This is a genomic window from Pseudomonas indica NBRC 103045 (genome assembly GCF_002091635.1).
GTDB lineage: Bacteria > Pseudomonadota > Gammaproteobacteria > Pseudomonadales > Pseudomonadaceae > Pseudomonas_M > Pseudomonas_M indica.
On the sequence record NZ_BDAC01000024.1, the window covers coordinates 22,164 to 47,824 of the forward strand.

Consider the following 25,661-nt stretch of genomic DNA (forward strand, 5'->3'; position numbering starts at 1 on the left):
CTCTGCTGGCGAAGCTTTTGTGCAACCCTCCTTCGCAAGCAGAGCTCGCTCCTACAAGGGGCGGCGCCCGACCCTCGATGTAGGGGCGAACTCATTCGCCCGGCAAGGCTGACTATTGCCTCGGCGCTTCGGCCAACACCCTTTGGTAAAAACGAAACTCTCGCTCCAACGCATGACTGAGGTGGGCCGCCTGGCGAAAGCCATGGCGCTCGTCGGGATAGAGGTGGTATTCCACCGGCACGCCGCGCTCGCGCAGGGCGGCGACCATGGACTCGGTCTGCGCCGGCACCACCACCGCGTCGAGCCCGCCCTGGAAGAAAATCACCGGCACCTGGATACGCCCGGCATGCAGCAGTGGCGTGCGGGCCCGGTAGCGTTCGAGGTCGCGCTCGGGATCGCCGATCAACCAGTCGAGGTAATCCGCCTCGAACTTGTGGGTGACCCGCCCCAACGCCAGCGGATCGCTGACTCCATAGAGGCTCGCGCCACCGGCGAAAGCATCGGTGAAGGCCAGGCCGCATAACGCGGTATAGCCCCCCGCGCTGGAGCCACGAATGAACGCCCGCGCCGGGTCGATGGCACCGCGTTCGGCCAGATGCCGCACCAGCGCCACTGCATCCTCCACGTCCACCACGCCCCAACTGTCCCGCAGGCGCTGCCGATAGGCACGACCGAAACCGCTGCTGCCGCGGTAGTTGAGGTCGGCCACGGCGAAGCCTCGCTGGGTCCAGAACTGGATGCGCGGATCGAACACCGGGTAGCAGGCGGAAGTCGGCCCGCCATGGAGGAACACCACCAGCGGCGGCTTCGTCCCCGGCGCAGCGGTCTGGCCGGCATTGCGCGGCGGATAGAAGAACGCATGGCTCGCCTCCCCTTCCCCGCTGGCGAAGCGCAGCGACTCCGGCCGCGACAACTCCACCTCGGCCAGGGGCTGCTCGCCGCCGGCCACTATCTGCACGGCGCCCGTATCGCGCCGAATCGCCAGCAGCGTCGGCAAGCGGTCGGGAGCCGCGGCGATGCAGTAGAAACACTCGGTATCGGCGCCCAACTGGCGAAAGCGGCTGAAGGACTCGGCCAGGCGCCGCTCCTGCCCATCGGCATCGCGCTCCACCAGCACGCCGTAGCCGTCCTCGAAACGACTGAGCAACAGTCCGCCGTCCGCCAGCGGCAGGTAGCTGCACGTACCCAGTTGCCAAGGCGCCGGCGCGTGGTCGGCAGGTGCCGAGTCCAGCGGCTGCCAAACCCCATCCCGCTCGCACCAGGGCTGCCACCAGCCCAGGCGGTCGGACAGCGCATGCAACCGGCCCTCGGCCGAGAAGCGCGGCTGTTGCACGGACTCGTCCCCGGCCGCCAGGACGATCGGCGCCGACCAGCGGCCGGAGGCATCCCGCGTCGCCACGCACAGGCGGGTCGCGGTCCAGGGTTGTTCCGGACGGTTCCATTCGATCCAGGCCAGCCGCTCGCCGTCCGGGCTCAGGCAAGGCGACGCGTAGAAGTCGGCGCCCTCGCCCAGCACCTCGCGTTGCCCGTCGGCCAGGGACAGGCTCACCAGACGATGCACGACGCCACCCGGCTCATGGCTCTCTTCCACCACCAGCAGCGCGTTGCGGGCCGCGGCGAAATGCAGATCGCCATAGCGGCAACCGCCCTGCGCGGTCAGCGCACGCGGTACGCCATCCAGCGCCTGGCGGTAGACCTGTTGGTCCGCCTCGTCGACGAAGGCCACGCCGTCGCCGGTCAGGCAGAAGGCACCGCCGCCGTACTCATAGACCCGGCTGCGCAGCGAGACGCCCTCCGGCGTCAGGCACCAGGTCTGCCCGCCGCGCTGGAACCAGAGGGTGCAACGGCCGTCCTCGGGACGGTATTCGAGCCAGAACAGGCCGCCATGCCCGGCGCGCAGTTCGGCGAAATCGCGGCTCGCCGAGGCAGCGCGCTCGGCCGTCCAGGCGCTGGGCCAGAAGCCGTAGGGAATCGCAGTGGCGGTCATACTTTCACCCTCGTCGGGCGAATAAATTCGCCCCTACCAAAACCCGTGCGTGGGAGCGAATTCATTCGCGAAAAATATCCGGCGTAGTGGTACTTCTATCGCGAATGAATTCGCGCCTACAGGTCCGTTCCCTGCTTTCGTCATCAGCGAGCCCAAAGGGCATCAGCTCAACGCTATCCCGGTCGCGAACGCGATCCTGCATGGCCATGGGCTTGCCGGTAGACACCCGGCGCCACGCCATAGCTCTGCTTGAACTGCCGGTTGAGGTGGCTCTGGTCGGCGAAGCCCAGGCGGGCGGCCACTTCGCCCGGTGCGCAACCTTCCTTCAGCAACGCCCGCGCCTGCTCCAGCCGCCGCTGGGTGAGCCAGGTATGCGGTGGCAGGCCGGTGGCGCGGCGGAAGATGCGGGCGAAGTGGAACGGCGAGAGGTTCACCGCAGCCGCCAGCTCTTCCAGCGACGGCGGCTCGCTCAGCCGCGCGGCCAGCAGTTCCTTGGCTCGCTGCACGGCCTGGGGCTCGTTACCCGCAGCGGGCGCCTCCGGCACCTTGGCGTAGCGTTGCAGCAACAGCAGCACGGTCTCGCGCCAGAGGGTCTGTTGCTGGAGCGTCTCCGTCGGCTGTTCGAGCAAGCGGTGCAGGGTGAGGAAGCGGCGGGCCAGTTCGGGGTCGTAGAGAACGCTGCAGTTGAACGACGGCAGCCCGCCCCGGTCGAGGCCGAGTTCGTCCAGTACCGTGCGCAGGTGTTCGAATTCGGGATAGAAACCGCGGTAGCGCCAGCCCTGCTCCACCGCCTTGCGGCCGTTGTGCAGCTCGTCCGGGTTGATCAGCACCATGCTGCCCACCGGGGCCAGGTGCTCGCTGCCGCGATGGCGGAAGGACTGGGCGCCGTCCTCCAGCACCGTGATCACGTAGCCTTCGTGCACATGGGGCGCGAAGCACTGCTCCACGTAGCGCGCCTGCAGCAGTTCGACACCGCCGAGCCCGGTGGCCCTCCAGAAGCGTGTCTGTTCGCCCGTTTCCATGTCGTTGCCCGCAAATGATGGCCTGCCACCATGCCAGCCGGACCGCCATCCTTCAACAGGCCGAGCAGGCCCGTCAGCTGACGAAGCCGGCCTCCAGTTGTGCCTTCACCGCCGGCCATTCGCGGTCGGTGATGCTGTACAGCACACTGTCGTCCAGGCGGCCGTCGGCCAGCCGCCGATGGTTGCGCAGCAGCCCTTCGCGCTGCGCGCCGAGTTTCTCGATGGAGCGCTGGGCACGCAGGTTGCTCGCCGCGGTTTTCAGTTGCACCCGCACCAGCTCCCATTCCTCGAAGGCGTGCCTGAGCATCAGGTACTTGATCGAGGCGTTCAGCCCGCTGCCGTGCTGGGCGCGGTCGAGCCAGGTCCAGCCGATCTCGGCCGCCGGCAGCACCGGCATGAAGTCGGCGAAACGGGTGGTCCCGACCAGTGCATCCCCCAGGCGGATGGCGAACACCAGGGCGCGCTCCTCGCGTTGTTCGGCGAGCCCCTGGCGGTACCAGTCCGGCCGCAGCGAGCCGTTCATATAGATGTGCAGGTCGCGATTGGCTTCTGCGAGTGTCACCAGCGCCGGAATGTCCGATTCGCTCAGCGGCTCCAGGCGCAACGCGCCACGCTGCAGGATGACTGGATTGGCTTTGAACATCTGCGGCTCCTGAATTCGACAACGCAAAAGAGACTCTGCTGACATCAGAGCCTCGGGGCACCGGGAAGTGCCCTTCGAAGGTCTCTCGACCCGGGATCTTCATCGACCATCCCTGATCGACCCGCCCAAACGCTATCAGCCCGTTCTCCGCCGCTCAAGGGAGCCTTCTACCTTGGTCGCAGTGGCCTGACGGCCGGCCCGTTTGCTGCGAAACTGGCAACAGGTCCCGGCGCGCTTGCGCCGGGCAGGAATCGGTGGGGCCCGCCGTGCAGTCGCCGGGCCTTTTCAGTCGGAGTTCGCATGTCGTTGTCCAGCGGGCTGATCGCCCTGGTCGCCCTGGCCTACATGGCCATCATGTTTTCCATCGCCTTCTATGGCGACCGCCGCCGCGCGCCCATGCCGCCGAAAGTGCGCGCCTGGGTCTACAGTCTTTCGCTGGCGGTGTATTGCACCAGTTGGACCTTCTTCGGCGCGGTGGGCCAGGCTGCCGAACAGCTCTGGGCATTCCTGCCGATCTACCTCGGCCCGGTGCTGTTGTTGCTGTTCGCGCCCTGGGTGCTGCAGAAGATGGTGATGATCAGCAAGCAGGAGAACATCACGTCCATCGCCGACTTCATCGCCGCCCGCTACGGCAAGTCGCAGTCCCTGGCGGTGGTGGTGGCGCTGATCTGCCTGGTCGGGGTGCTGCCCTACATCGCCTTGCAGCTCAAGGGCATCGTCCTCGGGGTGAACCTGCTCACCGGCGCCGGCGCCGACTCCACCGGCACTCGCGCCCAGGACACCGCGCTGATCGTCTCGGTGGTACTGGCGCTGTTCACCATCCTCTTCGGTACCCGCACGCTGGACGTCACCGAGCACCACCGGGGGATGGTCCTGGCCATCGCTTTCGAATCCTTGGTCAAGCTGCTGGCCTTCCTCGCCGTCGGCGCCTTCGTCACCTACGGTCTCTACGACGGCTTCGACGATCTGCTCAGCCAGGCGCGCAACGCCCCGCAATTGGATGCCTTCTGGGCCGAGGCGGTGAACTGGCCGGCGATGCTGGTGCAGACCGGCATGGCGATGATCGCCATCGTCTGCCTGCCGCGGCAGTTCCACGTGACCGTGGTGGAAAACACCGCGCCCGAAGACCTCAAGTTGGCGCGCTGGGTGTTCCCCACCTACCTGTTGCTGGCCGCGCTGTTCGTCGTACCCATCGCCCTGGCCGGGCAGATGCTGTTGCCGCCGGGGCTGATCCCGGATTCCTTCGTGATCAGCCTGCCGCTGGCCGAAGCCCATCCGGCCCTGGCGCTGCTGGCCTTCATCGGCGGTGCCTCGGCGGCCACCGGCATGGTCATCGTCGCCTCGGTGGCGCTGTCCACGATGATCTCCAACGACATGCTGCTGCCCTGGCTGCTGCGCCGGAAGACCACCGAGCAGCCGTTCGAGGCGTTCCGCCACTGGATGCTCACCGCCCGCCGCGTCAGCATCGTGCTGATCCTGCTGCTGGCCTACGTCTGCTACCGCCTGCTGGGTTCCAGCGCCAGCCTGGCGACCATCGGCCAGATCGCCTTCGCCGCCATCGGCCAGTTGGCGCCGGCGATGTTCGGCGCCCTGGTGTGGAAGCAGGCCAACCGCCGTGGCGTGTTCGCCGGCCTGGCCGCCGGCGCTTTCATCTGGGGCTACACCCTGGTGCTGCCACTGGCCGCACGCGGTTTCGGCTGGCCGCTGGAAAGCTTCCCCGGCCTGCGGACGATCCTCTACCAGCCGCTGTGGCTGGACATCGACCCGCTGACGCGCGGCGTGGTGCTGTCCCTGGCCGGCAACATCATGCTGTTCACCTGGGTCTCCTACTTCTCCCGCACACGGGTCTCCGAGCACTGGCAGGCTGGACGCTTCATCGGCCAGGAGTTCGGCGTCAAACCGAGCGGGCGCAGCCTGCTGGCGGTGCAGGTGGGCGACCTGCTGACCCTCGCCGCGCGCTTCGTCGGCGAGGAACGGGCACGGGACAGCTTCCAGCGCTTCGCCCAGCGCCAGGGCAAGACCTTCGAACCGCAGCAGAATGCCAACAGCGACTGGATCGCCCATACCGAACGCCTGCTCGCCGGCGTACTCGGCGCCTCCTCCACCCGGGCGGTGGTCAAGGCCGCCATCGAAGGCCGCGAGATGCAGGTCGAGGATGTGGTACGCATCGTCGACGAAGCCTCCGAGGTGCTGCAGTTCAACCGCGCCCTGCTGCAAGGCGCCATCGAGAACATCACCCAGGGCATCAGCGTGGTCGATCAGTCGCTGCGCCTGGTGGCCTGGAACCACCGCTACCTGGAGCTGTTCGCCTATCCCGAGGGCCTGATCTCGGTCGGCCGGCCGATCGCCGACATCATCCGCTACAACGCCGAGCGCGGCCTGTGCGGCCCCGGCGACGTGGAGGGTCATGTCGAGCGCCGCCTGTACTGGATGCGCCAGGGCCGCCCGCACACCTCCGAGCGGCTGTTCCCCAACGGCCGGGTCATCGAGCTGATCGGCAATCCCATGCCAGGCGGCGGCTTCGTCATGAGCTTCACCGACATCACCGCCTTCCGCCAGGCCGAGCAGGCGCTGATCGATGCCAACGAAAGCCTGGAGCAACGCGTCGCCGAGCGGACCCAGGAACTCTCGCAATTGAACCAGGCGCTAATCGAGGCGAAGAGCACGGCGGAGGCGGCCAACCAGTCGAAGACCCGCTTCCTCGCCGCGGTCAGCCACGACCTGATGCAGCCGCTCAACGCCGCACGGCTGTTCTCCGCCGCCCTCTCCCACCAGGAAGACGCCCTGCCGCCAGCGGCCCAGGACCTCGTCCGCCACCTCGACAGTTCGCTGCGCTCGGCGGAAGACCTGATCGCCGACCTGCTGGATATCTCGCGCCTGGAAAGCGGCCGGGTGACGCCGGAGCGCAGCGCCTTCCCGCTCAGTGCACTGTTCGACACCCTCGGCGCCGAGTTCAAGGTGCTGGCCCAGGAGCAAGGCATCGACTTCCGTGTGTGCGGCAGCCGGCTGCTGGTGGAGAGCGACATGAAACTGCTGCGCCGGGTGCTGCAGAACTTCCTGACCAACGCCTTCCGCTACGCCAAGGGCCAGGTGCTGCTCGGCGTACGCCGCGAGGGCAAGCAGTTGCGCCTGGAGGTCTGGGACCGCGGTCCCGGTATCCCGGAAGACAAACGCAAGGAAATCTTCGAGGAGTTCAAGCGCCTCGACAGCCACCAGACCCGCGCGGAAAAGGGCCTCGGTCTCGGTCTGGCGATTGCCGACGGCCTGTGCCGGGTGCTCGGCCATCGCCTGGAAGTGCGCTCCTGGCCCGGCCGCGGCAGCGTGTTCAGCGTCAGCGTGCCCCTCGCCAGGAGCCTCTCCGCGCCGGCCGTCGCCAAGGTCGCCCAGGCCATCGACGGCCAGCCCCTCAGCGGCACCCAGGTGCTCTGCATCGACAACGAGGACAGCATCCTCACCGGCATGCACAGCCTGCTGTCGCGCTGGGGCTGCCAGGTCTGGACCGCGCGCAACCGCCTGGAGTGCGAGCATCTGCTCGACGAGGACGTGCGCCCGCAACTGGCATTGGTGGATTACCACCTCGACGAGGGCGAAACCGGCACCGAGCTGATGGCCTGGCTGCGCACCCGCCTCGGCGTACCGCTGCCCGGCGTGGTGATCAGCGCCGACGCCCGTCCCGAGCTGGTCACCGAGGTGCATGCGGCCGGCCTCGACTACCTGAGCAAGCCGGTCAAGCCCGCCGCCCTGCGCGCGCTGCTCAGCCGCCACGTGGCGCTGCGCTGAGCGGCGCTTGACCTGCGGCAATCCGCCGGATTGCCGGGCGGCTAGACTTGCGTCCAGAACCTCTCAAGGACGCGCCATGCCGATCACCTCGGAGCTGTTGTTGAACCTGGCCACCGCCCTCGCGCTGGGCCTGCTGATCGGCGCCGAGCGCGGCTGGAGTGCCCGCGAAATCGACGACAACCGACTGGTGGCGGGCATCCGCACCTTCGGCCTGGCCGGCCTGCTCGGCGGCGTGGCGGCCTTGCTCGGTAGCCACTATGGGGCGCCGGCCTGGATCGCCGTGCTGGCGGTACTCGGCCTGCTGCTGGTGGCCGGCTACATCGGTGACCTGGTCCTTACCCGCGACCAGGGCATGACCAGCGAAATCGCCCTGCTGCTGACCTTCCTGCTCGGCAGCCTGGCGCTGTTCGACCACCGCGCCCTGGCCGCCGGCGGCGCGGTGGTGGTGGCCCTGCTGCTGAGCCTGAAACAGCCGCTGCACGCGGCGTTGCAACGGTTGTCCGCCGACGAACTGTCCGGTGCGCTCAAGTTGCTGTTCATCTCGCTGGTGTTGTTGCCGGTGCTGCCGGACCGGACCTATGGCCCGTGGGCCGTCTTCAACCCCTACGTGACCTGGTGGATGGTGGTGCTGATCACCGGTATCGGCTTCGCCGCCTACGTGGCGATCCGCCTGGTCGGCACGCGCCGGGGACTGCTGCTCACCGCCCTGCTCGGCGGCATCGTCTCGTCCACCGCCATGACCCTGACCCTGGCCCGCCTGCATGTGCACCGGCCGCTGAACACGCTGCTGGCAGCCGGGTTGCTGGCGACCTCTGCCTTGATGTTTCCCCGGGTGTTACTGGAAGTCGGGCTGGTCAACGCCAACCTGCTGCCAACCCTGCTCTGGCCGCTGGGCAGCGCCATGCTGGTGTATGCCGCTGGCGCCCTGCTGTATTTTCGCCACACCGGCCGGGAAGTTGCCGGGGAAGCCGAACCGCCCCTGAAGAACCCGTTCGAGATCGGCCCGGCTTTGCGCTTCGCCGCGCTGCTGGTGGCGATCCTGTTCCTGGTGGAGGCGGCGCGGCGATTTCTCGGCGAGACCGGGGTGTACATCGTCGCCCTGCTGGCCGGACTGACCGACGTCGACGCCATTACCTTGTCCCTGGCGCGCAACGCCCACCAAGAGTTGGCCGGCGATGTCGCCGTACAGGGCATCTTCCTCGCCGTCCTGAGCAACAGCCTGGTGAAAGGTGGGCTGATCGTCCTGATCGGAGGGCGCCAACTGGCCCTGCGCACCCTGCCGGTGATGGCCGGCGGATTGCTCGCGGGGGTGGTGGCGCTGGTTCTGGTGAACTGATCAGGCCGGTTTGAGAAAGCCCTGCAGCAACTGACTGACCCGCTCGCTCAGTTCGCGGTTGGCGGCCACTTGCAGCCCACGCGCCAGCTCGGCCTCGACCACCTGCTCTACCAGCGGGCGCAGTTGCAGCAGTTGATCGCTGAGGCGCTCCAGTTCGTCCACGTGCGGCAGCGAGGCGCTGAGCAGCGGGTTGACCAGTTGCCCGACGATCATTCTCACGATGCCCGCCGAGACCTGTTCGACATGCCCGCGAATCTCGCCGAGCTGCGCCAGCAGCACTGGCAGCGGCAGGCCGGCGCGGAACAATTGCAGGCCGGCGGCGAACAGACGCGGACTGGGAACCCGCAAGCGATCCCCGGCGAACTCCAGCAACCCCAGGGCCAGCGCCTGCTCCATCACCTCCTCGGTCAACGCCTCGCCGAACAGCGCCTGCAATTCGTCGAAACCGAGCATGTCCGCCGCTTCCGGCTGGCCGGGGCCGAGGATGGCCTTTTCCAGGCCGAGCACATGGGCCAGGTCGCGTCCCTGCTCCCAGGCATCGAGCAATTCGCGGATGCTGGCGATGGTGTAGCCGCGCTCGAGCAACTGGCCAATCAACCGCAGACGCGCCAGATGCTCGCTGCCGTAGATGCCGACCCGCCCGCGCCGCTCCGGGGGCGGCAGCAGGCCGCGATCTTGATAGGCGCGCACATTGCGCACCGTGGTCTGCGCAGCCTGGGCCAGTTCGTCGACGGTGAATTCCCGAGCGACGGCGGTTGTCGGCGCAACGGCCATGCCCAGCAGGCGTTTGAGGCGTTCGGGGGTCTTCTTCATGACGGCGATGATAGCGACACGACCGTTCCGCCGACAGCTCCACCCGCGCCCATGCCTGTCCAAGCCAGGGAGCGACCCGACTTTCCGCCGGCTGTCGGGACTTGGCCGGCCTCTCACAATGGCCGGAACGAACGGGAGGCACCTCATGGAGAAAACCCTGTTGCGCGTGCGCGGCGATGGCGTCGAGCTGGCGGTCTACCGCTGGGGCAACCCGCGCGGCGTGCCCGTGCTGCTGGTGCACGGTTACCCGGACAACCACCGCACCTGGCTACCGCTGGTTAACGCACTGGCCGACGAGTTCCAGGTCTTCGCCTACGACGTGCGTGGCTTCGGCGCCTCGGACAAGCCCCGCGGTTACCGCCACTACCGGCTTCGGCATCTGGGCCGCGACCTGGAGGCAGTATTACGGGCGATCAGCCCCAGCCGCCCGGTGCACCTGGTGGCCCACGACTGGGGCTCGATCCAGGCCTGGGAAACAGTGACCGAGCCCCATTGCGCGCCGCTGCTGGCGTCCTACACCAGCCTTTCCGGGCCCTGCCTCGACCACGTCAGCCACTGGATGCGCAGCGCCCTGCGCCAGCCCGGACGCCGTTGGGCAGCCCTCGGCCAACTGCTGCACTCCTGGTACATCGCTTTCTTCCATCTGCCGTGGCTGCCGGAGCTGAGTTGGCGGCTGGGCATGGCGCGGCTGTGGCCCGGACTGATCCGTCGCCTGGAGGGCGTCGCGCCGGACGCCAATCCCTGTCAGCTCGCCGATGGCTGCAACGGCGTGCAGCTCTACCGCGCCAACTTCTTCCGCAGCCTGACCCGACCTCGGCAACGCGCCACGCAGGTGCCGGTCCAGTTGATCGTGCCGACCCGCGACCTGTTCGTGCGGCCGGCCCTGTTCGAGGAATTGCCGCGCTGGACCGAGCAGCTACAGGTGCGGGAAGTGCCGGCCGGCCATTGGCGGTTGCTCATCGAAGGCAAGGCGCTGGCCACATGGGTACGGGAATTCGTGAGGGAGCGGGAAGGGGCCCTATCAGCGGAGCCTGCCGCCCGTAAGCGGGTTGGGCAAGTGGGTTAAGCGTGCGGCGACGTTCCACGGGCGGATAAATCCGCCCCTACATCCACTGGCCCTTACTCCGCCCTCTCCGCCTCAGAGTCGAACAACGGCAGGACGCCGGCGGCACGCTCCAGCAGATCGGCCGGCAAGGTCTTGCTGGCACGGGCGCCGAGCAGCTTGAGGTTTTCCACCCGGCTGACCAGATTGCCGCGACCGTCCACCAGCTTATTGCGGGCGGAGGCGTAGGCACGGTCCAGTTGCTGCAGGCGGCTGCCCATTTCGTCGAGGTCCTGCACGAAGGCGACGAACTTGTCGTAGAGCTGCCCGGCACGCTCGGCGATCTCGCGGGCGTTCTGGCTCTGCCGCTCCTGGCGCCACAGGCTGTCGATCACCCGCAAAGTGGCGAGCAAGGTGGTCGGGCTGACGATCACCACATGCTTTTCATAAGCTTCCTGGAACAGCCCCGGATCGGCCTGCAAGGCGGCGGCGAAGGCCGCTTCGATGGGCACGAAGAGCAGGACGAAATCCAGGCTGTGCAATCCTTCCAGGCGCTGGTAGTCCTTCACCGAGAGGCCGCGCAGGTGGTTGCGCAGGGACAGGACATGCTGGCGGAGCGCCTGGGTGCGGCTTTCCTCATCCTCGGCGGCGGTCAGGGCCTGGAACGCGGTCAGGCTGACCTTGGCGTCCACCACCACCTGCTTGTCGCCGGGCAACTGGATCACCACGTCCGGCTGGAAGCGCTCGCCCTCGCTGCTCTTCAGGCTGACCTGGGTCTGGTACTCGCGACCCTTCTCCAGTCCGGCGTGTTCGAGCACCCGCTCCAGCACCAGTTCGCCCCAGTTGCCCTGGGTCTTCTGCCCTTGCAGGGCGCGGGTCAGGTTGGTCGCCTCCTCGCCCAGGCGCTGGTTCAGCTGTTGCAGCCGCTCCAGTTCCCTGGCCAGGGAGAAACGCTCGCGCGCTTCCTGCTGATAGCTCTCCTCGACGCGCTTCTCGAAGGATTGGATGCGCTCCTTGAGCGGGTCGAGCAACTGGCCGAGGCGCTGCTGACTGTTCTCGGCGAAACGTTGTTCGCGCTCGTCGAAGATCCGCCCGGCCAGTTCGGCGAACTGCGCCCGCAGGTCGTCACGCGCGGCCTGCAAGTCTCCCAGGCGCTGCTCGTGCGCCTGCTGCTGCTCGCGCAGCTCGGCTGCCAGGGCGGCCCGCTCGCTATCCAACCGGCGCAGTTCGGCATCCTTGCGCTCGCGCTCGGTATTCCAGGCCTGCAAGGCTTCCCGTGCGCTGGTGCGCTCCACTTGCAACAGCTCGACCTCGCGGCGCAGCGCCGCCAGCTCGGCCTGCTGGCCGGCCTTCACTTCATTCAGGTAGGCGGTTTCGTCGCGGGCGGCATCCAGTTGGGCGGTCAGCCCTTCCATCGCCAATTGAGCATTGGCCAGGCGCTCTTCCAGCAACGCCCTGGCCGCCGGATCGGCAGCGCGACGCCACAGCATCCAGGCCAGCAGGCCGAACGGCACGGCCGCGCTGGCGAAACCGATCAGCAGGGGGATGGGATCGAAAGGCATGGGACGGCTCCGCGCGAGGTTGCCGGGCAGTATACCCAGCCGCGCGGGCAGGTCAGGTACGGACTGGCAGGCGGTTCAGCAAACGACGGGCTTCGTGGGAGCCCTGGGCGACCGCCTGTTCCAGCCAGAAACGCGCCTGTTCCGGCTCGTTCACGTGGGGCTGGGTGCAGAGCCGGCCGAGCTCCACCTGGGCGCGGCGGTCGCCGGCGCGGGCGGCCTGGCGCAGCAGTTCGAAGCCGATACGACGGTCGCGGGCATTGCCACAGTCGCGGCAGAGCAACTGCCCCAGGCGACTCTGGGCAACCACCACGCCTTGGCGCGCCGGCTGCTTGAGCAACTCGCCGGCGAAGCGCTTGACGCGCGGCGCATGGCCCAGGCGCGGACTGTCCAGCAGCCAGAGCGCGACGCGCAACGGCAAGCCGGGACGGGCATCGGTGGATTCGAGAGTCGGGGATGGCAGCGGGCGAGGCTTCATGAGAACAGAGGCAGGCCGAAGAGGCTGCGCACTGTACTCCTTTTTTCTCGCGGGTAAAGACTTGTCAAAACTGCTCGACGCTGTTCTCAGAATTGCTCCTGTGACAATCCACAGAAGCTGTGGATAACTCCGTGGACAAATCCATAAGACGGGTCCAAAACCCCGATGAATCGGGCCTTCGCATTAGATTGACGATTTTTTCACCAAAGAAAAAATCCATATTTTTCATTGGCTTATTAAAAGCCTTCCGAGAATCAACCAGTTACGAAGGATTGTGACAGTGGGTTGACAAACAATCGCTCTATTGTGCAAAAGTCCCTTCGCCGGCAGGCTTTCGAGACCCGGCGGAGCCCTTTCCGACGCGGGTTTCAGCGATTTTTCACCACGCCACCGATCACAAAGACAGAGTGATACAGTCGACATTTTTCCAGCCAAACCTATAATGGCCGCGTGCCAATGAAGGCACCTGGAGATCGACCGCATGGATGCCGAACACGCTCAAGCCACCCCGAGCCAGATTGCGCTGCTGGCCAACATCCTGGCCCTGTCCACGCGCAACATGACGGCCATCTCCGCCATGCTCGCGCAACTGGCGGCGCTTCTCGCCAAGAGCCGGGACCTTCACTTGCAGAATGCCGCCCAGGGCATGCTCGACCAGATCACCACGCTCGGCGCCGATCTGGATATGCAGTGGGATCTGATCCAGTCGCTGGAACGCTTCTGCCCACTCCTCGCCCGCACACCGCCCGCCCGTACCGCCCTGGTGACGGAAATCACCCTGACCGACCTGCCGAAGCCCCAACGTTGACCGGGTTCCTTGATCTGCCGTTCTCTCACCGCCAACCTTAGGTGCTGCTACAGAACGAGGAAAAGGCATGGCAGGCCGGCGGAACTGGCTGCGAGTCACGGTAGTCCTGGCGATCACGCTGAGCGTGCTGGCTCTCTGCGTCTGGTATGCCTGGGGCCGCTTCCTCGACGCACAAGGCATCGACCGCCTGGAATGGCAAGGGCTGCGTCCCTCGTTCGGTGGTCTCGCACTGGCTCATCTGGAGCTGGAGCGCCAGGACGCTCAGGGCAGCCGGTTGCGTCTGGAAGCAGAAGGGATCGCGCTGGATTGGAGTCGCGACGAAGGCCTGCATCTGGAACGACTGGACGCCCGCCGACTGGTCCTCGACTGGCAGCCGTCCAGCGCAGTCGCCACCGCCACCTCGGCCCCGTTCGATCCCCAATCGCTGGGCTGGCTGCCACGCCACACACGCATCGACGAGCTGACCGTCGAACTACCCTGCGCACAGGGTCGTTGCCTGCTCCAGGGCGCCCTGGAGCTGACGCATGCCGGTCCCCGCCTGCCGCCGATACAACTGGAAGCCGAGCTTCAACGCACACCGGAACAGCGGCTGCGGATATTGATCAACCTTGAGGGCACACCGGATAGTCCCAGCCTCGACGCCCGCCTGCTGATTGGCGAGGCGGAGCGCCTGAGCCTGCGCAGCGTGCTGGCGAGCGAAGCCGGCGGACGGACCTGGAGCGGCCAGTTGCTCCTGCCCGCCCTGCCCGAAGCGCCCTGGCTGCTGGAATGGTTGAACGAGTGGGTCGCCCTCCCGAAGAAAGATCTCCCGACGCCCCCGGATGCCCTGCGGTTGACGGCGGACTGGCAACTGCGCCTGCCCGACGGGCCCCTCGTGCCGGCGCTGCTGATCGATGCCGAGGGACAGGCGAATCTCTCCGCCCACCTGCCGGTCCCCTGGCCGCTGCCGGGCATCGGCCAGATCCAGGGCGATCTGTCGGCCACCGTGCATACCGGCGAGGGACGCTGGTACCCCGACAAGCTGGATGCCGACCTGCAGCTCAGTGCGCCCAGCGGCGACTGGCTGACGGCGATCCCCGAGGCCCTGCGCCCGGAAACGCTCCGGTTGCAGGCACGATCCGCCGCGGTCAACGATGCCGACGCGCTACTTCCGCTGGACATCGATCTGCGCACCACCGGCCCGCTCGCCCTCAATGCGAAGGGCGCGCTGAACCTGGCCACTCAATCACCCTGGCAGGTGCAGTTCGACAAGACCCGCATCGGTGCCAAGGTGGCGCGCCTGTCCCTCGAAGGCATCGAGCTGCGGAGCCTGCAAACCGAGCTGCTGGTGAGTGGCCAAGTCGATGGGCAACAACTCAAGCTCACCTTGGGAGAGTCCTCCCGGATCGCCGTGGGTAGCGCGGCAGAACCCAATCTGCGCCTCGAACGGCTCGACGGCGAACTGGCCGGCCTGCGCGTGGAGGGCGTCTTCTCGGCCCAACCGCTCGCCTGGCATATCCAGGGACCCTTGCGCCTCAAGGCGCAGCGCTTGGAGCAGGAACACCTGCACGCACAAGGCTGGCAGTGGCAGGGCGAAATCGACGCCAGCCAGGCCGGGCAGCGACTGGAGGGTGTGTTGCTCAACGACAGCGGCCTCAGCCTTAACCTGACCGGGCAACAGGCCTCCGGCGTGCCCCTGGCCCTGGATGCCGAGCTGCCGGAAATCTTCCTCAGGGCCGGCAACCCGCTGGCCAAGACCCTGGCCGACTGGCCGGCGCTGCTCGACCTCAACAGCGGCCGCCTGTCGGCACGCGCCAAGCTCCGCCTCCCCAGCGGCAGCGCCTCGGAAACCGACCTGAACCTGACCCTGAAAGGGTTGGCCGGCATCTATGACCGCACCGAAATCAGTGGTCTGGATGGCAGCCTGCGCCTGCAACTGCGCCAGCAGCGCCTGCACGTCGACATCCCCGAACTGAGCCTGCGCCAGGCCAACCCCGGCGTGCCCATCGGCCCGCTGCGCGGCCAGGGGCGCTACGTCGCCACCCTGGCGAAACCCCTCGAAGGGAAGCTGGACTGGCAACGCGCGGAAACCGGTTTTCTCGGCGGGCGCGTCTGGCTGGAAGCCGGCAGCCTGGACCTGGCACAACCCGGCGCCAGGTTGCCGCTGAAACTCCAGGGCCTGCAGTTGGAACAACTGTTCAAGGCCTACCCCGCCGAAGACCTGGCCGGCACCGGCACGCTGGACGGCCAGTTACCGCTGTTGATCGACCCGACGGGCATTCGCGTGGAGCAAGGCAGCCTGGCGGCCCGCGAACCGGGCGGCCGGCTGCAGCTCCGCTCGGAGCGGATCAAGGCCCTGGGGCGCAGCAACCCGGCCATGCAACTGGTCGCCGACGCCCTCGATGACTTCCATTACAACGTGCTGGCCAGCGGCGTCAGCTACGACGAGCAGGGCCGGCTGCTGCTGGCGCTGCGCCTGGAAGGACGCAACCCCGCCTTGCAGGAGGGCCGGCCGATCCATTTCAACGTCAACCTGGAAGAGAACATCCCGGCTTTGCTGACCAGTCTGCAATTGACCGATCGGGTCAGCGAAACCATCAAACAACGCGTGCAGGAATCCCTGCGTCGAGGCAATACTCCCACATCCCCCTGACCAGGAGACCGCCCATGGGGTTACGCAACCTAATCGCCGTTCTGCTACTCGGCACACTGTGCGGTGCCTGTACGCCCACCGTGCAACTGGCGATGCCCAACGAGCCGATCAACATCAACCTGAACGTGAAAATCGAGCACGAGATCTATATCAAGGTGGACAAGGCGCTGGACAACATCATCAACGAAGACAGCGGATTGTTCTGAGGAGACCGCCCATGAGATCGCACATTCGGATCGGAACCCTGCTGCTTGCGCTGTGCCTGAGCCTGCCGGCCCTGGCCATGTCCCTCAACGAAGCCATGTCCGCCCTGGGCTCGGCCAAGGCCAGCGGCCAGTTGGGCGAACAGCCCGACGGTTACCTCGGGGTGATCAAACCCGGCGGCCAGGCGGACGAGATCGCCAAGCTGATCAACCAGGCGCGCCGTACCGAGTACCAGCGGCTGGCCAAGGAGAACGGCATCCAGCTCGGCGACGTCGAAGCCATTGCCGGCCAGAAGGCCATCGAGAAGACCCCGAGCGGGCAGTACATCCAGTTGAACGGTAAATGGATTCGCAAATGATGGGCGGATACCTCTGCCCCGTTCCCCCCAAATCGATATGACACTCACCCCCGAAGACCTGGAACGGATCGCCTCCCTCACCCTCGCGCACTACGAACAGAGTGCCGAGGGTTTCCGCGAGGGTACCCGCGACCACGACGTGAGCCAGAACATCGCCGCGCTGCTGCGGCATATCCGGGGCGAGCCGCCCTACACCCTCCTCGACCTCGGCTGCGGACCGGGCCGCGACCTCAAGGTGTTCCGCGATCTCGGCCATACGGCGGTCGGCCTGGACGGTGCGGCGCCCTTCGTCGAGATGGCACGGGCCGACAGCGGCTGTGAAGTCTGGCAACAGGATTTCCTCCACCTCGACCTGCCGGCGGAGCGTTTCGACGGCATCTTCGCCAACGCTTCGCTGTTCCATGTCCCCGGCCAGGAGTTGCCTCGTGTACTCAGACAACTCCATGCCAGCCTCAAACCGGACGGCGTGCTGTTCAGCTCGAATCCGCGGGGGAACAACGAAGAAGGCTGGAACGGCCCGCGCTACGGCAGCTATCACGACCTCGGCGGCTGGCGCCGCTTCATGACCGAAGCCGGGTTCGTCGAACTCGAACACTATTACCGCCCCACCGGCCTGCCGCGCGAACAACAGCCCTGGCTGGCCAGTGTCTGGCGCAAACCCACCTCGGCGACCAGGGACCGGACGACATGCTGACGACACTGGCCGTCGCCAACTACCGCTCGATCAACAAACTGGTGGTACCGCTGACCCGCCTGAACCTGATCACCGGGCCGAACGGCAGCGGCAAGTCCAATCTCTACCGCGCCCTGCGCCTGCTCGCCGAAACGGCGCAGGGCGGCGTAGTCAATGCACTGGCGCGGGAAGGCGGCCTGGAATCGACCTTCTGGGCGGGACCGGAACAAATCAGCCGACGCATGCGCAACCGCGAAGTGCCCATCGAAGGCGGCCCGCGCCAGCAGGCCGTGCGGCTCCGCCTGGGGTTCGCCGGGGAGGATTTCGGCTACGCCATCTCCCTCGGCCTGCCGCCGCCCCTGACCAGCGCCTTCTCCCTGGACCCGGAGATCAAGCGGGAAAGTATCTGGGCCGGTCCGTTCTACCGTCCCGCCAGCGCTTTGGTGGAACGCGACGGGCCGCTGGTGAAAGCGCGTGAAGGTCGCAGCTGGGACGTGCTCTGCCAGCAACTGCCCACCTTCGACAGTCTGTTCGCCCAGGTCGGCGGCAGCTCGCCGGAAACCCTGGCGCTGCGCGAAACGATTCGCGGCTGGCGCTTCTACGACCACTTCCGCAGCGACGCCGACGCGCCGGCCCGCCTGCCGCAACTGGGCACGCGAACGCCAGTACTGCACCACGACGGCCGCGACTTGGCCGCCGCCCTGCAGACCATTCGTGAGATCGGCGACAGCGAGGCCCTGGATGCCGCGGTGAGCGATGCTTTTCCGGGGTCCCGGCTGCGCATCGCCTTCCAGGCGGGCGGGCATTTTTCCCTGGAGTTCCATCAGGAAGGCCTGTTACGGCCGCTGAGCGGCGCCGAACTGTCCGACGGCACCTTGCGCTACCTGCTGCTGGTCGCGGCGCTGCTGACGCCACGGCCGCCTTCGCTGATGGTGCTCAACGAACCGGAAACCAGCCTGCACCCCGACCTGCTGCCAGCCCTGGCCCGTCTGATCATCCGTGCGTCCGAACGCAGCCAGGTCTGGGTGGTCTCCCATGCCAGCCGGTTGATCGCCGCGCTCAACCAGCATCCGGAATGCAACGCCATCGTCCTGGAAAAGCATTTCGGCCAGACCGAGATCGCTGGCCAAGGCACGCTGGACGAGCCCGCATGGTACTGGCCGGACCAGGGCTGACGATCACCCCATGCTGGCGCGGGGGTCCAGATCGCGCGGATAGGTCCGCTCCTCTTCGACCCGCCCGTCGCGACCATGAATCTTCACCGAACCGGTGCGCTGCTGCATGTACTCGCGCATACGCGTCACCGCCTCCTCCTTGGTCGCGGCTTCCAGAACCGCCCGATCCGATCCCTCTTCCCTGAGCACCCAACGGCCGTCAGCCGGGCTGAGGTGATAGTTCTGCATGGCTACTGTCCTTTGTGGAGTCGTCCCTTGGGTAGAGTCTCCGAAGCGGCCAGGGTTCGCCCCGGCCAGCTCACTCGCGCTCCGTCCCCTCGCCTTCGGGTGCCGGCACGCTGTCCTTGTCCTCCAGGGTTTCCTGCTCCACGCCGGCCTTGTCGGCGGTATCCGGATCGACGTTGTAGCTACCCCCGGGAATGGCTTCATCGAGGGCGCTATCCGGCTGGGACGCCTCCGGGCTCGGCTTTCGGGGTTCCGGCGGCTGGCTCATGGTCATTTCCTCATCGATGCTCTCAGACATTCGACCCACCACCCCACCACGAGGTCCCAGCATCCGATAACAGGCACCCGGGAGGCCAGCCACAGGCTCAACCACCTGAAAGCAGAAGAAAAAATGCCGAACGGGGGTTCGCCAACGCGATACGAACTGGTATGATGCGCGCCGCCCAGGGGAGATGCCGGAGTGGTCGAACGGGACGGATTCGAAATCCGTTGTATCCGCAAGGGTACCTAGGGTTCGAATCCCTATCTCCCCGCCATACAAAACGAAAGCCCTCGTTTCGAAAGAAGCGAGGGCTTTTGTGTTTTTGTGGCATTGCTTGGAGCCATCGGACCATCCCAGCTAAAGGCATGCACGTTTGCTCCCCTCTCCCGTTCACGGGAGAGGGGCTGGGGGAGAGGGTCGAAACACCGCGAAACGGTCGGCTCACCCTCACCATACTGGTTGCGTCTGACCGGTGCTTAAGTGAATACCATTGCGGTATCGAACCCAGTTTCTCTTCCAGATCGCTCAACAAAAAGAGGAGCCGAAGCTCCTCTTTTCCTGCACCGTTTCGCGATCAGCCCGTCAGCTTGACCAGCGCCTCGCGGTACTTGTCGGCGGTCTTCTGCGCCACTTCGGCGGGCACGGCCGGGGCCGGGGGTTGCTTGTTCCAGCCGGTGGATTCCAGCCAGTCGCGGACGAACTGCTTGTCGAAGCTCGGCGGGTTCTTGCCTTCCACGTAGCTCTCGGCCGGCCAGAAGCGGCTGGAGTCCGGCGTCAGCACCTCGTCCATCAGGGTCAGGGTGCCGTCTTCATCCAGGCCGAACTCGAACTTGGTGTCGGCGATGATGATGCCACGGGTGGCCGCGTATTCCACCGCCGCGCTGTAGAGAGCGATGGAGGTGTCGCGCACCTTGGCGGCCAGCTCCTTGCCGATGATCGCTTCGCACTGCTCGAAGCTGATGTTCTCGTCATGGTCGCCCACCGCCGCCTTGGTGGACGGCGTGAAGATCGGCTGGGGCAGCTTGGCGGCCTCCTTCAGGCCGGCCGGCAACGGGATGCCGCAGACGGTGCCGCTCTTCTGGTATTCCTTCCAACCCGAACCCACGATGTAGCCGCGCACGATGGCTTCCACCGCCACCGGCTTGAGGCGCTTGGCTACCACGGCCCGCCCTTCGACCAGGGGCAGTTCCTCGGCCGAGACCACGTCTTCCACCTTGTCGCCAGTGAAATGATTCGGCACCAGGCCGGCGAGTTTGTCGAACCAGAAATTCGAGATGGCGGTGAGAATCTTGCCCTTCTCCGGGATCGGCTCGTCGAGGATGACGTCGAAGGCCGACAGACGATCGCTGGCCACCATCAGCATGCGCTTGGCATCGATCTCATACAGATCGCGGACTTTGCCCGAGTAGATCTTCTTCAGGCTCAGGGAGGTAGGAGTGGTCATGTCGAATTTTCCGTCTCTATCAAACGAAACAGGCGAAACCGGAGGGTTTCGCCTATTGCTTTCGGGTTGCCGCGCGGCCTGGTCTGCGTGTCAGGCTCAGCCCAGGTTTTCCTGGATGAGCCCCAGGATGCGTCGTGCCACGTCGGCCGGAGCGACCGTGTTGATGTCTTTTTCCACCGTGACCTGCACGCTGTCGCCAACGCTGGTCAGGCGGACCTGATAGCGCTCGGCACGCGCTTCGATCTCTTCCTTGTCCGGCTCGCCGCCACCGAACAGGCGCTTGAAGAAGCCCGGCGGCTCGGCGCGTTCCTGGGCGCTTTCGGCCAGGTTGATGTAGTAGACGCCGAGGCTGCGGTTGAGGTCGTCGACGTACACGTCGCCCGCCGCCAGGGCACGGCCGACTCCGGACCAGGCGCGGTCGAAATCGGCCCCCAGGTTCAGCACCGGGTTGCCGTTGCCGTCCTCGGTCAGGCTCACGCGGCTGGGCGCATCGTAGTCCCGTGCGGCGAGCAGCGAAACGGAGCCGCCCTGCTCGACACTGCGTGCCATGCTCGCCATCATCTCGTCGAGCAGCGCGCCGTCCAGGCTGGTGTTGACGGAACGGCTGGGGAAATCGATATCGGCGGTGCTGCCGGCGGAACGCTCGACGCTGACCACGAAGATCTCGCTGGTGTTGCGCTGTACGCCCGGCTCGATACGCACCCGCACGCGGGTCTCGCTATCCGGCGACACGCCGGAAACGCGGCTGCTCAGGCGACGCGCCATGGTGGCGGACAGTTCGTCGAAACGCTGCCAGGCGGTAACGAACTCGCCCGTCTGCGGATGTTCTTCGGCAATGCGGAAGCCGTTGTCCTCGAAGAACTGGCGCGCCACGGGCCAGACTTCAGCCGGCGCGCGCTGTGCCACGACCCAGCGCGAGTCGCCGCTCTTCTGCAGGCTGAACTCGCTGGCTTCGCCACGCACCGACAACGGCTGCGGACGAGGCACCTCGTACTCGCCGGTCGCAGTGTTGGTGGCGACCTGCTGCGGGACCGGCAGCAGCGGATCGAGGCGCTTGGCGTCGACGTTCGATGGCAGTTGCATGGGCGCGGTCTGGCGCGCCTCGAGGTAGTCGCTGCTGCGATCGCGGAAATAACCGTCGTCGCCCCAGAGCCAGCCGCAACCGCTGGTACCGGAAATGATCAAGGCAAGGGCGGAGAGGCCGGTCAGTCGCTTCATGCGCAAGGATTCCTTCATTGAGCCATGACGCCGGACTGGCGCAAGGCCTGACGCAGCGGCTCGTGGCAACGCGGGCTGAGCCAGGTCAGCGGCAGACGGATACCATCGGGGATCAGCCCCATCTCGTGGAGCGCCCACTTCACCGGAATCGGGTTGGACTCGATGAACAGCGCCTTGTGCAGCGGCATCAGGCGATCGTTGATCGCCCGCGCGGCGGCGGCATCGCCCCGCATGGCGGCGGCACAGAGTTCGCTCATGGCGCGCGGTGCGACGTTGGCGGTCACGGAGATATTGCCCTTGCCGCCCATCAGCATCAGCTCGACGGCGGTGGCGTCGTCGCCGGAATAGACGAGGAAGTCCTTGCTCACGCGATCCAGCACCTCACGGCCGCGCTGCAGGTCGCCGGTCGCTTCCTTGATGCCGATAATGTTGGCCACCTTGGACAGCCGCTCGACGGTCTCCGGCAGCATGTCGCAGGCGGTACGGCCGGGTACGTTATAGAGAATCTGCGGAATCGCCACCGCTTCGGCGATATGGCGGAAATGCTGGTACAGGCCTTCCTGGGTCGGCTTGTTGTAATACGGGGTCACCAGCAGGCAGGCATCGGCACCGACGTCCTTGGCCGCGCGGGTCAGTTCGACCGATTCGCGGGTGGAGTTGCCACCCGTACCGGCGATGACCGGAATCCGGCCTTTGACCTGGTCGACCACGCGGCGGATGACTTCGACATGCTCGGACACTTCCAGCGTGGCGGACTCACCTGTGGTGCCGACCGCGACGATGGCATTGGTGCCCTCTTGCAGATGGAAGTCCACCAGTTTGCCCAGGCTGTCCCAATCAAGACCGCCCTGCGCATCCATGGGCGTGACCAGTGCCACCATGCTGCCCGAAATCATGCAACCGCTCCTGCCGGAAAAAGAGAGCCGTAATGGTACTGTCGGCTCCTGCCTTGCACAAGCGAAGGACAACGCCACGAGCATTCCCCTGGGCAGCGCTTTTCGCTAACCTTCCGGCTTTGGCCGACACAGTCGATGCCGCCCTCCCTTCGCTTTAGGAATGCTGCATGTCCACCCCTCCCGTCCGCGAACAATTTCTCGTCATCAGTGCCCTCGGCGCCAACCCCATGGAGCTGACCAACGTACTGTGCCGCGCCAGCCAGGAGAACCGCTGCGCGGTGGTGAGCAGCCGCCTGACCCGGCACGGTGAGTACAGCGCCCTGATCCTTCAGGTGTCCGGCAGTTGGGATGCACTCGCGCGCCTGGAGACCAGCCTGCCGACCCTGGCCAAGCGTCATTCGCTGACCATCAGCGTGAAGCGCAGCTCGGCGCTGGAAAGCCGCCCGCAATCGCTGCCCTACGTCGCCTACGTGAGCGCCGCCTACCGCCCGGACATCCTCAACGAGCTGTGCCAGTTCTTCATCGATCACCGGGTGGAACTGGAGAGCCTCACGTGCGACACCTACCAGGCCCCGCAGACCGGCGGCACCATGCTCAACGCCACCCTCACCGTGACCCTGCCGCCGGGCACCCAGATCAGTTGGCTGCGCGATCAGTTCCTGGACTTCGCCGACGCGCTGAACCTGGATGCCCTGATAGAGCCCTGGCGCCCGCAGAACCCATAAGGAGATTTTCATGGCCGTCGCCCTCGACCAAGCCGTCGCCGACTTCACCGCCCAGGCCACCAATGGGCAGCAGGTATCGCTGTCAGCCCTCAAGGGCAAGCAGGTGGTGATCTACTTCTATCCCAAGGACAGCACCCCCGGTTGCACCACCGAAGGCCAGGGCTTCCGCGACCGGCACGCCGAGTTCGCTGCGGCCAATACGGTGATCTTCGGCGTTTCCCGCGACAGCCTGAGGTCTCACGAGAATTTCAAGTGCAAGCAGGAATTCCCGTTCGAGCTGATTTCCGATGCGGATGAATCGCTCTGCCAGTTGTTCGATGTGATCAAGCTGAAAAAGCTCTACGGCAAGGAGTACATGGGTATCGACCGCAGCACTTTCCTGATCGACAAGGAAGGCGTCCTGCGCCAGGAATGGCGCGGGGTGAAAGTCCCCGGCCATGTCGATGCGGTACTCGCGGCCGCCCAGGCGCTGAACAAGGCCTGAACGCCCCATCGCTCGCCGGCCGCCCGGGCTGGCGAGAATCCTCCCTGCTCGTCATCATACGACCCGCTCCTACCAGCAGAAGCGCTCGATGCCCTTCGACGCCCTTATACCATTGGCTCATTGACAGTCTTCCCCGTTGACAAACGGAAAAAGGGCTGACGATAATCCTCACAGTTGTACGATGACATATGACAAAAATAACAAGAACGAGACTTCGACAGCACTATGAAGCCCTTTTTCCTCGCTATTTCCGCACCCTCAAGGCAAACCGGACGGCGTCCTGACCAGCATCGGACTCATCTGATGTCCACAGTGATCGGACGCCCTATCCGAACGCTCCGCATGACCCGCATCGCCACCACGGATCAACCGTTCCTGCCATGCGGATCGCTGCCCTCCAGTTTCGACGAATTCGCCGAAGGCCAACGGCCTGAAGCGAACGCCTGGCCGACACACCCCGGCCAGACCTGACGCCCTCAGCCAGGGCAACTCACACGTTCCTGTTCATGCGGGCCATGCCCGCAGGGGGACGGCTATCCGCAACTTGGGAGAAAAATAACAAATGCCTTCACTCAAACCCCTGACCGGCGCCCTGCTCGCCGCTGGTGTCCTGACCCTCTCCACCTTGCCCCTCGCAGCCCAGGCCGAAGGCTTCATCGACGACACCAAAGTCAGCCTCAACCTGCGCAACTACTACATCAACCGCGACTTCCGCGACCCTAGCAACAGCCAAAGCCGTGCCGAAGAATGGACCCAGAGCTTCATTCTCAATGTCCAGTCCGGCTATACCCCCGGCCCGGTCGGTTTCGGCGTCGATGCCCTCGGTCTGTTCTCGGTCAAGCTCGATGGCGGCAAGGGCACCCGCGGCACCCAGCTCCTCCCGGTGCATGACGACGGCCGCCCCGCCGATGACTTCGGCCGCCTCGCCGTTGCCGCCAAGGCCAAGCTGAGCAAGACCGAGTTGAAGGTCGGCGAACTGTTCCCGGTGCTGCCGATCCTCCGCGCCGACGATGGTCGCTCGCTACCGCAGACCTTCCAGGGCGGCATGCTCACCTCCACCGAGATCGACGGCCTCACCCTGCATGCCGGCCAGATGCGCCAGACCAGCACCCGCAATGACGCCAGCATGGAAGACATGACCGCCTTCGGTGCCGCCTCCGACCGCTTCAACTACCTCGGCGGCGAATACGCGTTCAACGACAAGCGCACCCTCATCGGGCTCTGGAATGCCGAACTGAAGGACATCTACAGCCAGCAGTATTTCAACGTCGTTCATAGCCAGCCTCTCGGCGACTGGACCCTCGGCGCCAACGTCGGCTATTTCATCGGCCGCGAGGATGGCAGCGAACTGGCCGGCGAACTGGACAACAAGACCCTCTCCGGCCTGTTCTCCGCCAAGGTCGGCAGCCATGCCTTCTACGTCGGCCTGCAGAAGGTCAGCGGCGATAACGGCTGGATGCGCGTCGGCGGCACCAGCGGCGGCACCCTCGGCAACGACAGCTTCAATTCCAGCTTCGACAACGCCGACGAACGCTCCTGGCAGGCGCGCTACGACTACAACTTCGCCGGCGTCGGTATTCCGGGGCTGGTCAGCATGATCCGCTACATCCACGGCGAGGACGTGGATGCCGGCGGCGTCGACGACGGCAAGGAATGGATTCGCGACTTCGAACTGGCCTACACCGTGCAGGCCGGCCCGCTCAAGAACCTCAACGTCCGCTGGCGCAATTCCAGCGTCCGTCGCGATTGGAACAATAGCGACTTCGACGAGAACCGCCTGATCTTCAACTACCCGCTGTCGATCCTGTAAGACCCCGCTTCGCTCCTGTGTTTACGGCATTTGGCCCGTCCTTGCGACGGGCTTTTTTTTGCAGGAGCTGTTCTGCTGAGGGATGGC

The 25,661-nt window shown here is 66.0% G+C and carries 24 protein-coding genes and 1 tRNA gene; 14 read left to right on the forward strand and 11 right to left on the reverse strand.

The window, feature by feature from the left end:
- Positions 1-112: 112 nt before the first annotated feature.
- The 3 genes from PIN01S_RS22115 to PIN01S_RS22125 all read right to left on the reverse strand — a co-directional run bounded on the left by PIN01S_RS22115 (position 113) and on the right by PIN01S_RS22125 (position 3,652).
- Positions 113-1,987 carry a S9 family peptidase gene (locus PIN01S_RS22115; protein WP_084339054.1) on the reverse strand — a complete coding sequence of 625 codons (1,875 nt, stop codon included), beginning with the start codon at positions 1,985-1,987 and terminating at the stop codon, positions 113-115.
- 173 nt (positions 1,988-2,160) lie between these two features.
- Complete coding sequence (locus PIN01S_RS22120) at positions 2,161-3,009, reverse strand: AraC family transcriptional regulator (protein WP_084339056.1); 849 nt, start codon at positions 3,007-3,009, stop codon at positions 2,161-2,163.
- A gap of 73 nt (positions 3,010-3,082) precedes the next feature.
- Positions 3,083-3,652: a GNAT family N-acetyltransferase gene (locus tag PIN01S_RS22125; RefSeq protein WP_084339058.1), complete on the reverse strand. Its 570-nt coding sequence runs from the start codon at positions 3,650-3,652 to the stop codon at positions 3,083-3,085.
- 300 nt (positions 3,653-3,952) lie between these two features.
- Between PIN01S_RS22125 and PIN01S_RS22130 the strand changes: the two genes are divergently transcribed.
- Both PIN01S_RS22130 and PIN01S_RS22135 read left to right on the forward strand, forming a co-directional pair.
- Positions 3,953-7,432: a hybrid sensor histidine kinase/response regulator gene (locus PIN01S_RS22130; RefSeq protein WP_084339060.1), complete on the forward strand. Its 3,480-nt coding sequence runs from the start codon at positions 3,953-3,955 to the stop codon at positions 7,430-7,432.
- A gap of 82 nt (positions 7,433-7,514) precedes the next feature.
- Positions 7,515-8,768 (forward strand): MgtC/SapB family protein, encoded by a 1,254-nt coding sequence (locus PIN01S_RS22135; protein ID WP_170837220.1) that lies wholly within the window; start codon positions 7,515-7,517, stop codon positions 8,766-8,768.
- Here the strand turns inward: PIN01S_RS22135 and PIN01S_RS22140 are convergent, their stop codons facing one another.
- Positions 8,769-9,581 (reverse strand): MerR family transcriptional regulator, encoded by an 813-nt coding sequence (locus PIN01S_RS22140; RefSeq protein ID WP_084339063.1) that lies wholly within the window; start codon positions 9,579-9,581, stop codon positions 8,769-8,771. It lies immediately after the preceding gene.
- Between the two features lie 145 nt (positions 9,582-9,726).
- On the opposite strand from PIN01S_RS22140, the gene PIN01S_RS22145 reads away from it, so the two are divergent.
- Positions 9,727-10,647: an alpha/beta fold hydrolase gene (locus tag PIN01S_RS22145; RefSeq protein ID WP_244506021.1), complete on the forward strand. Its 921-nt coding sequence runs from the start codon at positions 9,727-9,729 to the stop codon at positions 10,645-10,647.
- A gap of 53 nt (positions 10,648-10,700) precedes the next feature.
- Here PIN01S_RS22145 and PIN01S_RS22150 read toward each other — a convergent pair whose 3' ends face one another.
- Complete coding sequence (locus PIN01S_RS22150; RefSeq protein ID WP_169715868.1) at positions 10,701-12,074, reverse strand: DNA recombination protein RmuC; 1,374 nt, start codon at positions 12,072-12,074, stop codon at positions 10,701-10,703.
- Positions 12,075-12,237: 163 nt separating this feature from the next.
- Positions 12,238-12,660, reverse strand: coding sequence for a tetratricopeptide repeat protein (locus PIN01S_RS22155; RefSeq protein ID WP_084339069.1), 423 nt, complete (start codon positions 12,658-12,660; stop codon positions 12,238-12,240).
- Positions 12,661-13,141: 481 nt separating this feature from the next.
- Between PIN01S_RS22155 and PIN01S_RS22160 the strand changes: the two genes are divergently transcribed.
- The 6 genes from PIN01S_RS22160 to PIN01S_RS22185 all read left to right on the forward strand — a co-directional run bounded on the left by PIN01S_RS22160 (position 13,142) and on the right by PIN01S_RS22185 (position 18,510).
- Entirely contained in the window at positions 13,142-13,468 is a 327-nt protein-coding gene (locus PIN01S_RS22160; protein ID WP_084339070.1) for a hypothetical protein, read from the forward strand.
- A gap of 67 nt (positions 13,469-13,535) precedes the next feature.
- Positions 13,536-16,100: an intermembrane phospholipid transport YdbH family protein gene (locus tag PIN01S_RS22165; RefSeq protein ID WP_084339071.1), complete on the forward strand. Its 2,565-nt coding sequence runs from the start codon at positions 13,536-13,538 to the stop codon at positions 16,098-16,100.
- Between the two features lie 14 nt (positions 16,101-16,114).
- A complete protein-coding gene (locus tag PIN01S_RS22170) occupies positions 16,115-16,306 on the forward strand; it encodes a YnbE family lipoprotein (RefSeq protein ID WP_084339073.1) in 192 nt (63 codons plus the stop codon).
- A gap of 11 nt (positions 16,307-16,317) precedes the next feature.
- Positions 16,318-16,662, forward strand: coding sequence for a YdbL family probable chaperone protein (locus tag PIN01S_RS22175; RefSeq protein ID WP_084339075.1), 345 nt, complete (start codon positions 16,318-16,320; stop codon positions 16,660-16,662).
- Positions 16,663-16,699: 37 nt separating this feature from the next.
- Positions 16,700-17,356, forward strand: a complete 657-nt coding sequence (locus PIN01S_RS22180) for a class I SAM-dependent methyltransferase (RefSeq protein WP_084339077.1) — start codon at positions 16,700-16,702, stop codon at positions 17,354-17,356.
- Positions 17,350-18,510, forward strand: a complete 1,161-nt coding sequence (locus tag PIN01S_RS22185) for an AAA family ATPase (RefSeq protein WP_084339079.1) — start codon at positions 17,350-17,352, stop codon at positions 18,508-18,510. The genes PIN01S_RS22180 and PIN01S_RS22185 overlap by 7 nt, the downstream gene beginning before the upstream one ends.
- A gap of 3 nt (positions 18,511-18,513) precedes the next feature.
- Here the strand turns inward: PIN01S_RS22185 and PIN01S_RS22190 are convergent, their stop codons facing one another.
- A complete protein-coding gene (locus PIN01S_RS22190) occupies positions 18,514-18,738 on the reverse strand; it encodes a DUF2188 domain-containing protein (protein WP_084339081.1) in 225 nt (74 codons plus the stop codon).
- A gap of 70 nt (positions 18,739-18,808) precedes the next feature.
- Positions 18,809-19,033, reverse strand: a complete 225-nt coding sequence (locus tag PIN01S_RS22195; protein ID WP_139198611.1) for a hypothetical protein — start codon at positions 19,031-19,033, stop codon at positions 18,809-18,811.
- Positions 19,034-19,181: 148 nt separating this feature from the next.
- On the opposite strand from PIN01S_RS22195, the gene PIN01S_RS22200 reads away from it, so the two are divergent.
- Positions 19,182-19,271, forward strand: a tRNA-Ser gene (locus PIN01S_RS22200).
- Positions 19,272-19,571: 300 nt separating this feature from the next.
- On the opposite strand, the gene PIN01S_RS22205 is transcribed toward PIN01S_RS22200, so the two are convergent.
- The 3 genes from PIN01S_RS22205 to dapA all read right to left on the reverse strand — a co-directional run bounded on the left by PIN01S_RS22205 (position 19,572) and on the right by dapA (position 22,555).
- A complete protein-coding gene (locus tag PIN01S_RS22205) occupies positions 19,572-20,441 on the reverse strand; it encodes a phosphoribosylaminoimidazolesuccinocarboxamide synthase (protein ID WP_084339085.1) in 870 nt (289 codons plus the stop codon).
- Positions 20,442-20,537: 96 nt separating this feature from the next.
- Positions 20,538-21,659: an NlpB/DapX family lipoprotein gene (gene bamC, locus PIN01S_RS22210; RefSeq protein WP_084339087.1), complete on the reverse strand. Its 1,122-nt coding sequence runs from the start codon at positions 21,657-21,659 to the stop codon at positions 20,538-20,540.
- A gap of 14 nt (positions 21,660-21,673) precedes the next feature.
- A complete protein-coding gene (gene dapA, locus PIN01S_RS22215; RefSeq protein ID WP_084339089.1) occupies positions 21,674-22,555 on the reverse strand; it encodes a 4-hydroxy-tetrahydrodipicolinate synthase in 882 nt (293 codons plus the stop codon).
- Positions 22,556-22,722: 167 nt separating this feature from the next.
- On the opposite strand from dapA, the gene PIN01S_RS22220 reads away from it, so the two are divergent.
- From PIN01S_RS22220 to PIN01S_RS22230, 4 genes are all read left to right on the forward strand, one after another.
- Entirely contained in the window at positions 22,723-23,280 is a 558-nt protein-coding gene (locus PIN01S_RS22220; protein WP_084339091.1) for a glycine cleavage system transcriptional repressor, read from the forward strand.
- Positions 23,281-23,290: 10 nt separating this feature from the next.
- Positions 23,291-23,764 carry a peroxiredoxin gene (locus tag PIN01S_RS22225; protein WP_084339093.1) on the forward strand — a complete coding sequence of 158 codons (474 nt, stop codon included), beginning with the start codon at positions 23,291-23,293 and terminating at the stop codon, positions 23,762-23,764.
- Positions 23,765-24,106: 342 nt separating this feature from the next.
- Complete coding sequence (locus PIN01S_RS27375) at positions 24,107-24,235, forward strand: hypothetical protein (RefSeq protein ID WP_255251398.1); 129 nt, start codon at positions 24,107-24,109, stop codon at positions 24,233-24,235.
- Between the two features lie 91 nt (positions 24,236-24,326).
- Entirely contained in the window at positions 24,327-25,574 is a 1,248-nt protein-coding gene (locus tag PIN01S_RS22230; RefSeq protein WP_084339095.1) for an OprD family porin, read from the forward strand.
- Positions 25,575-25,661: the final 87 nt, after the last annotated feature.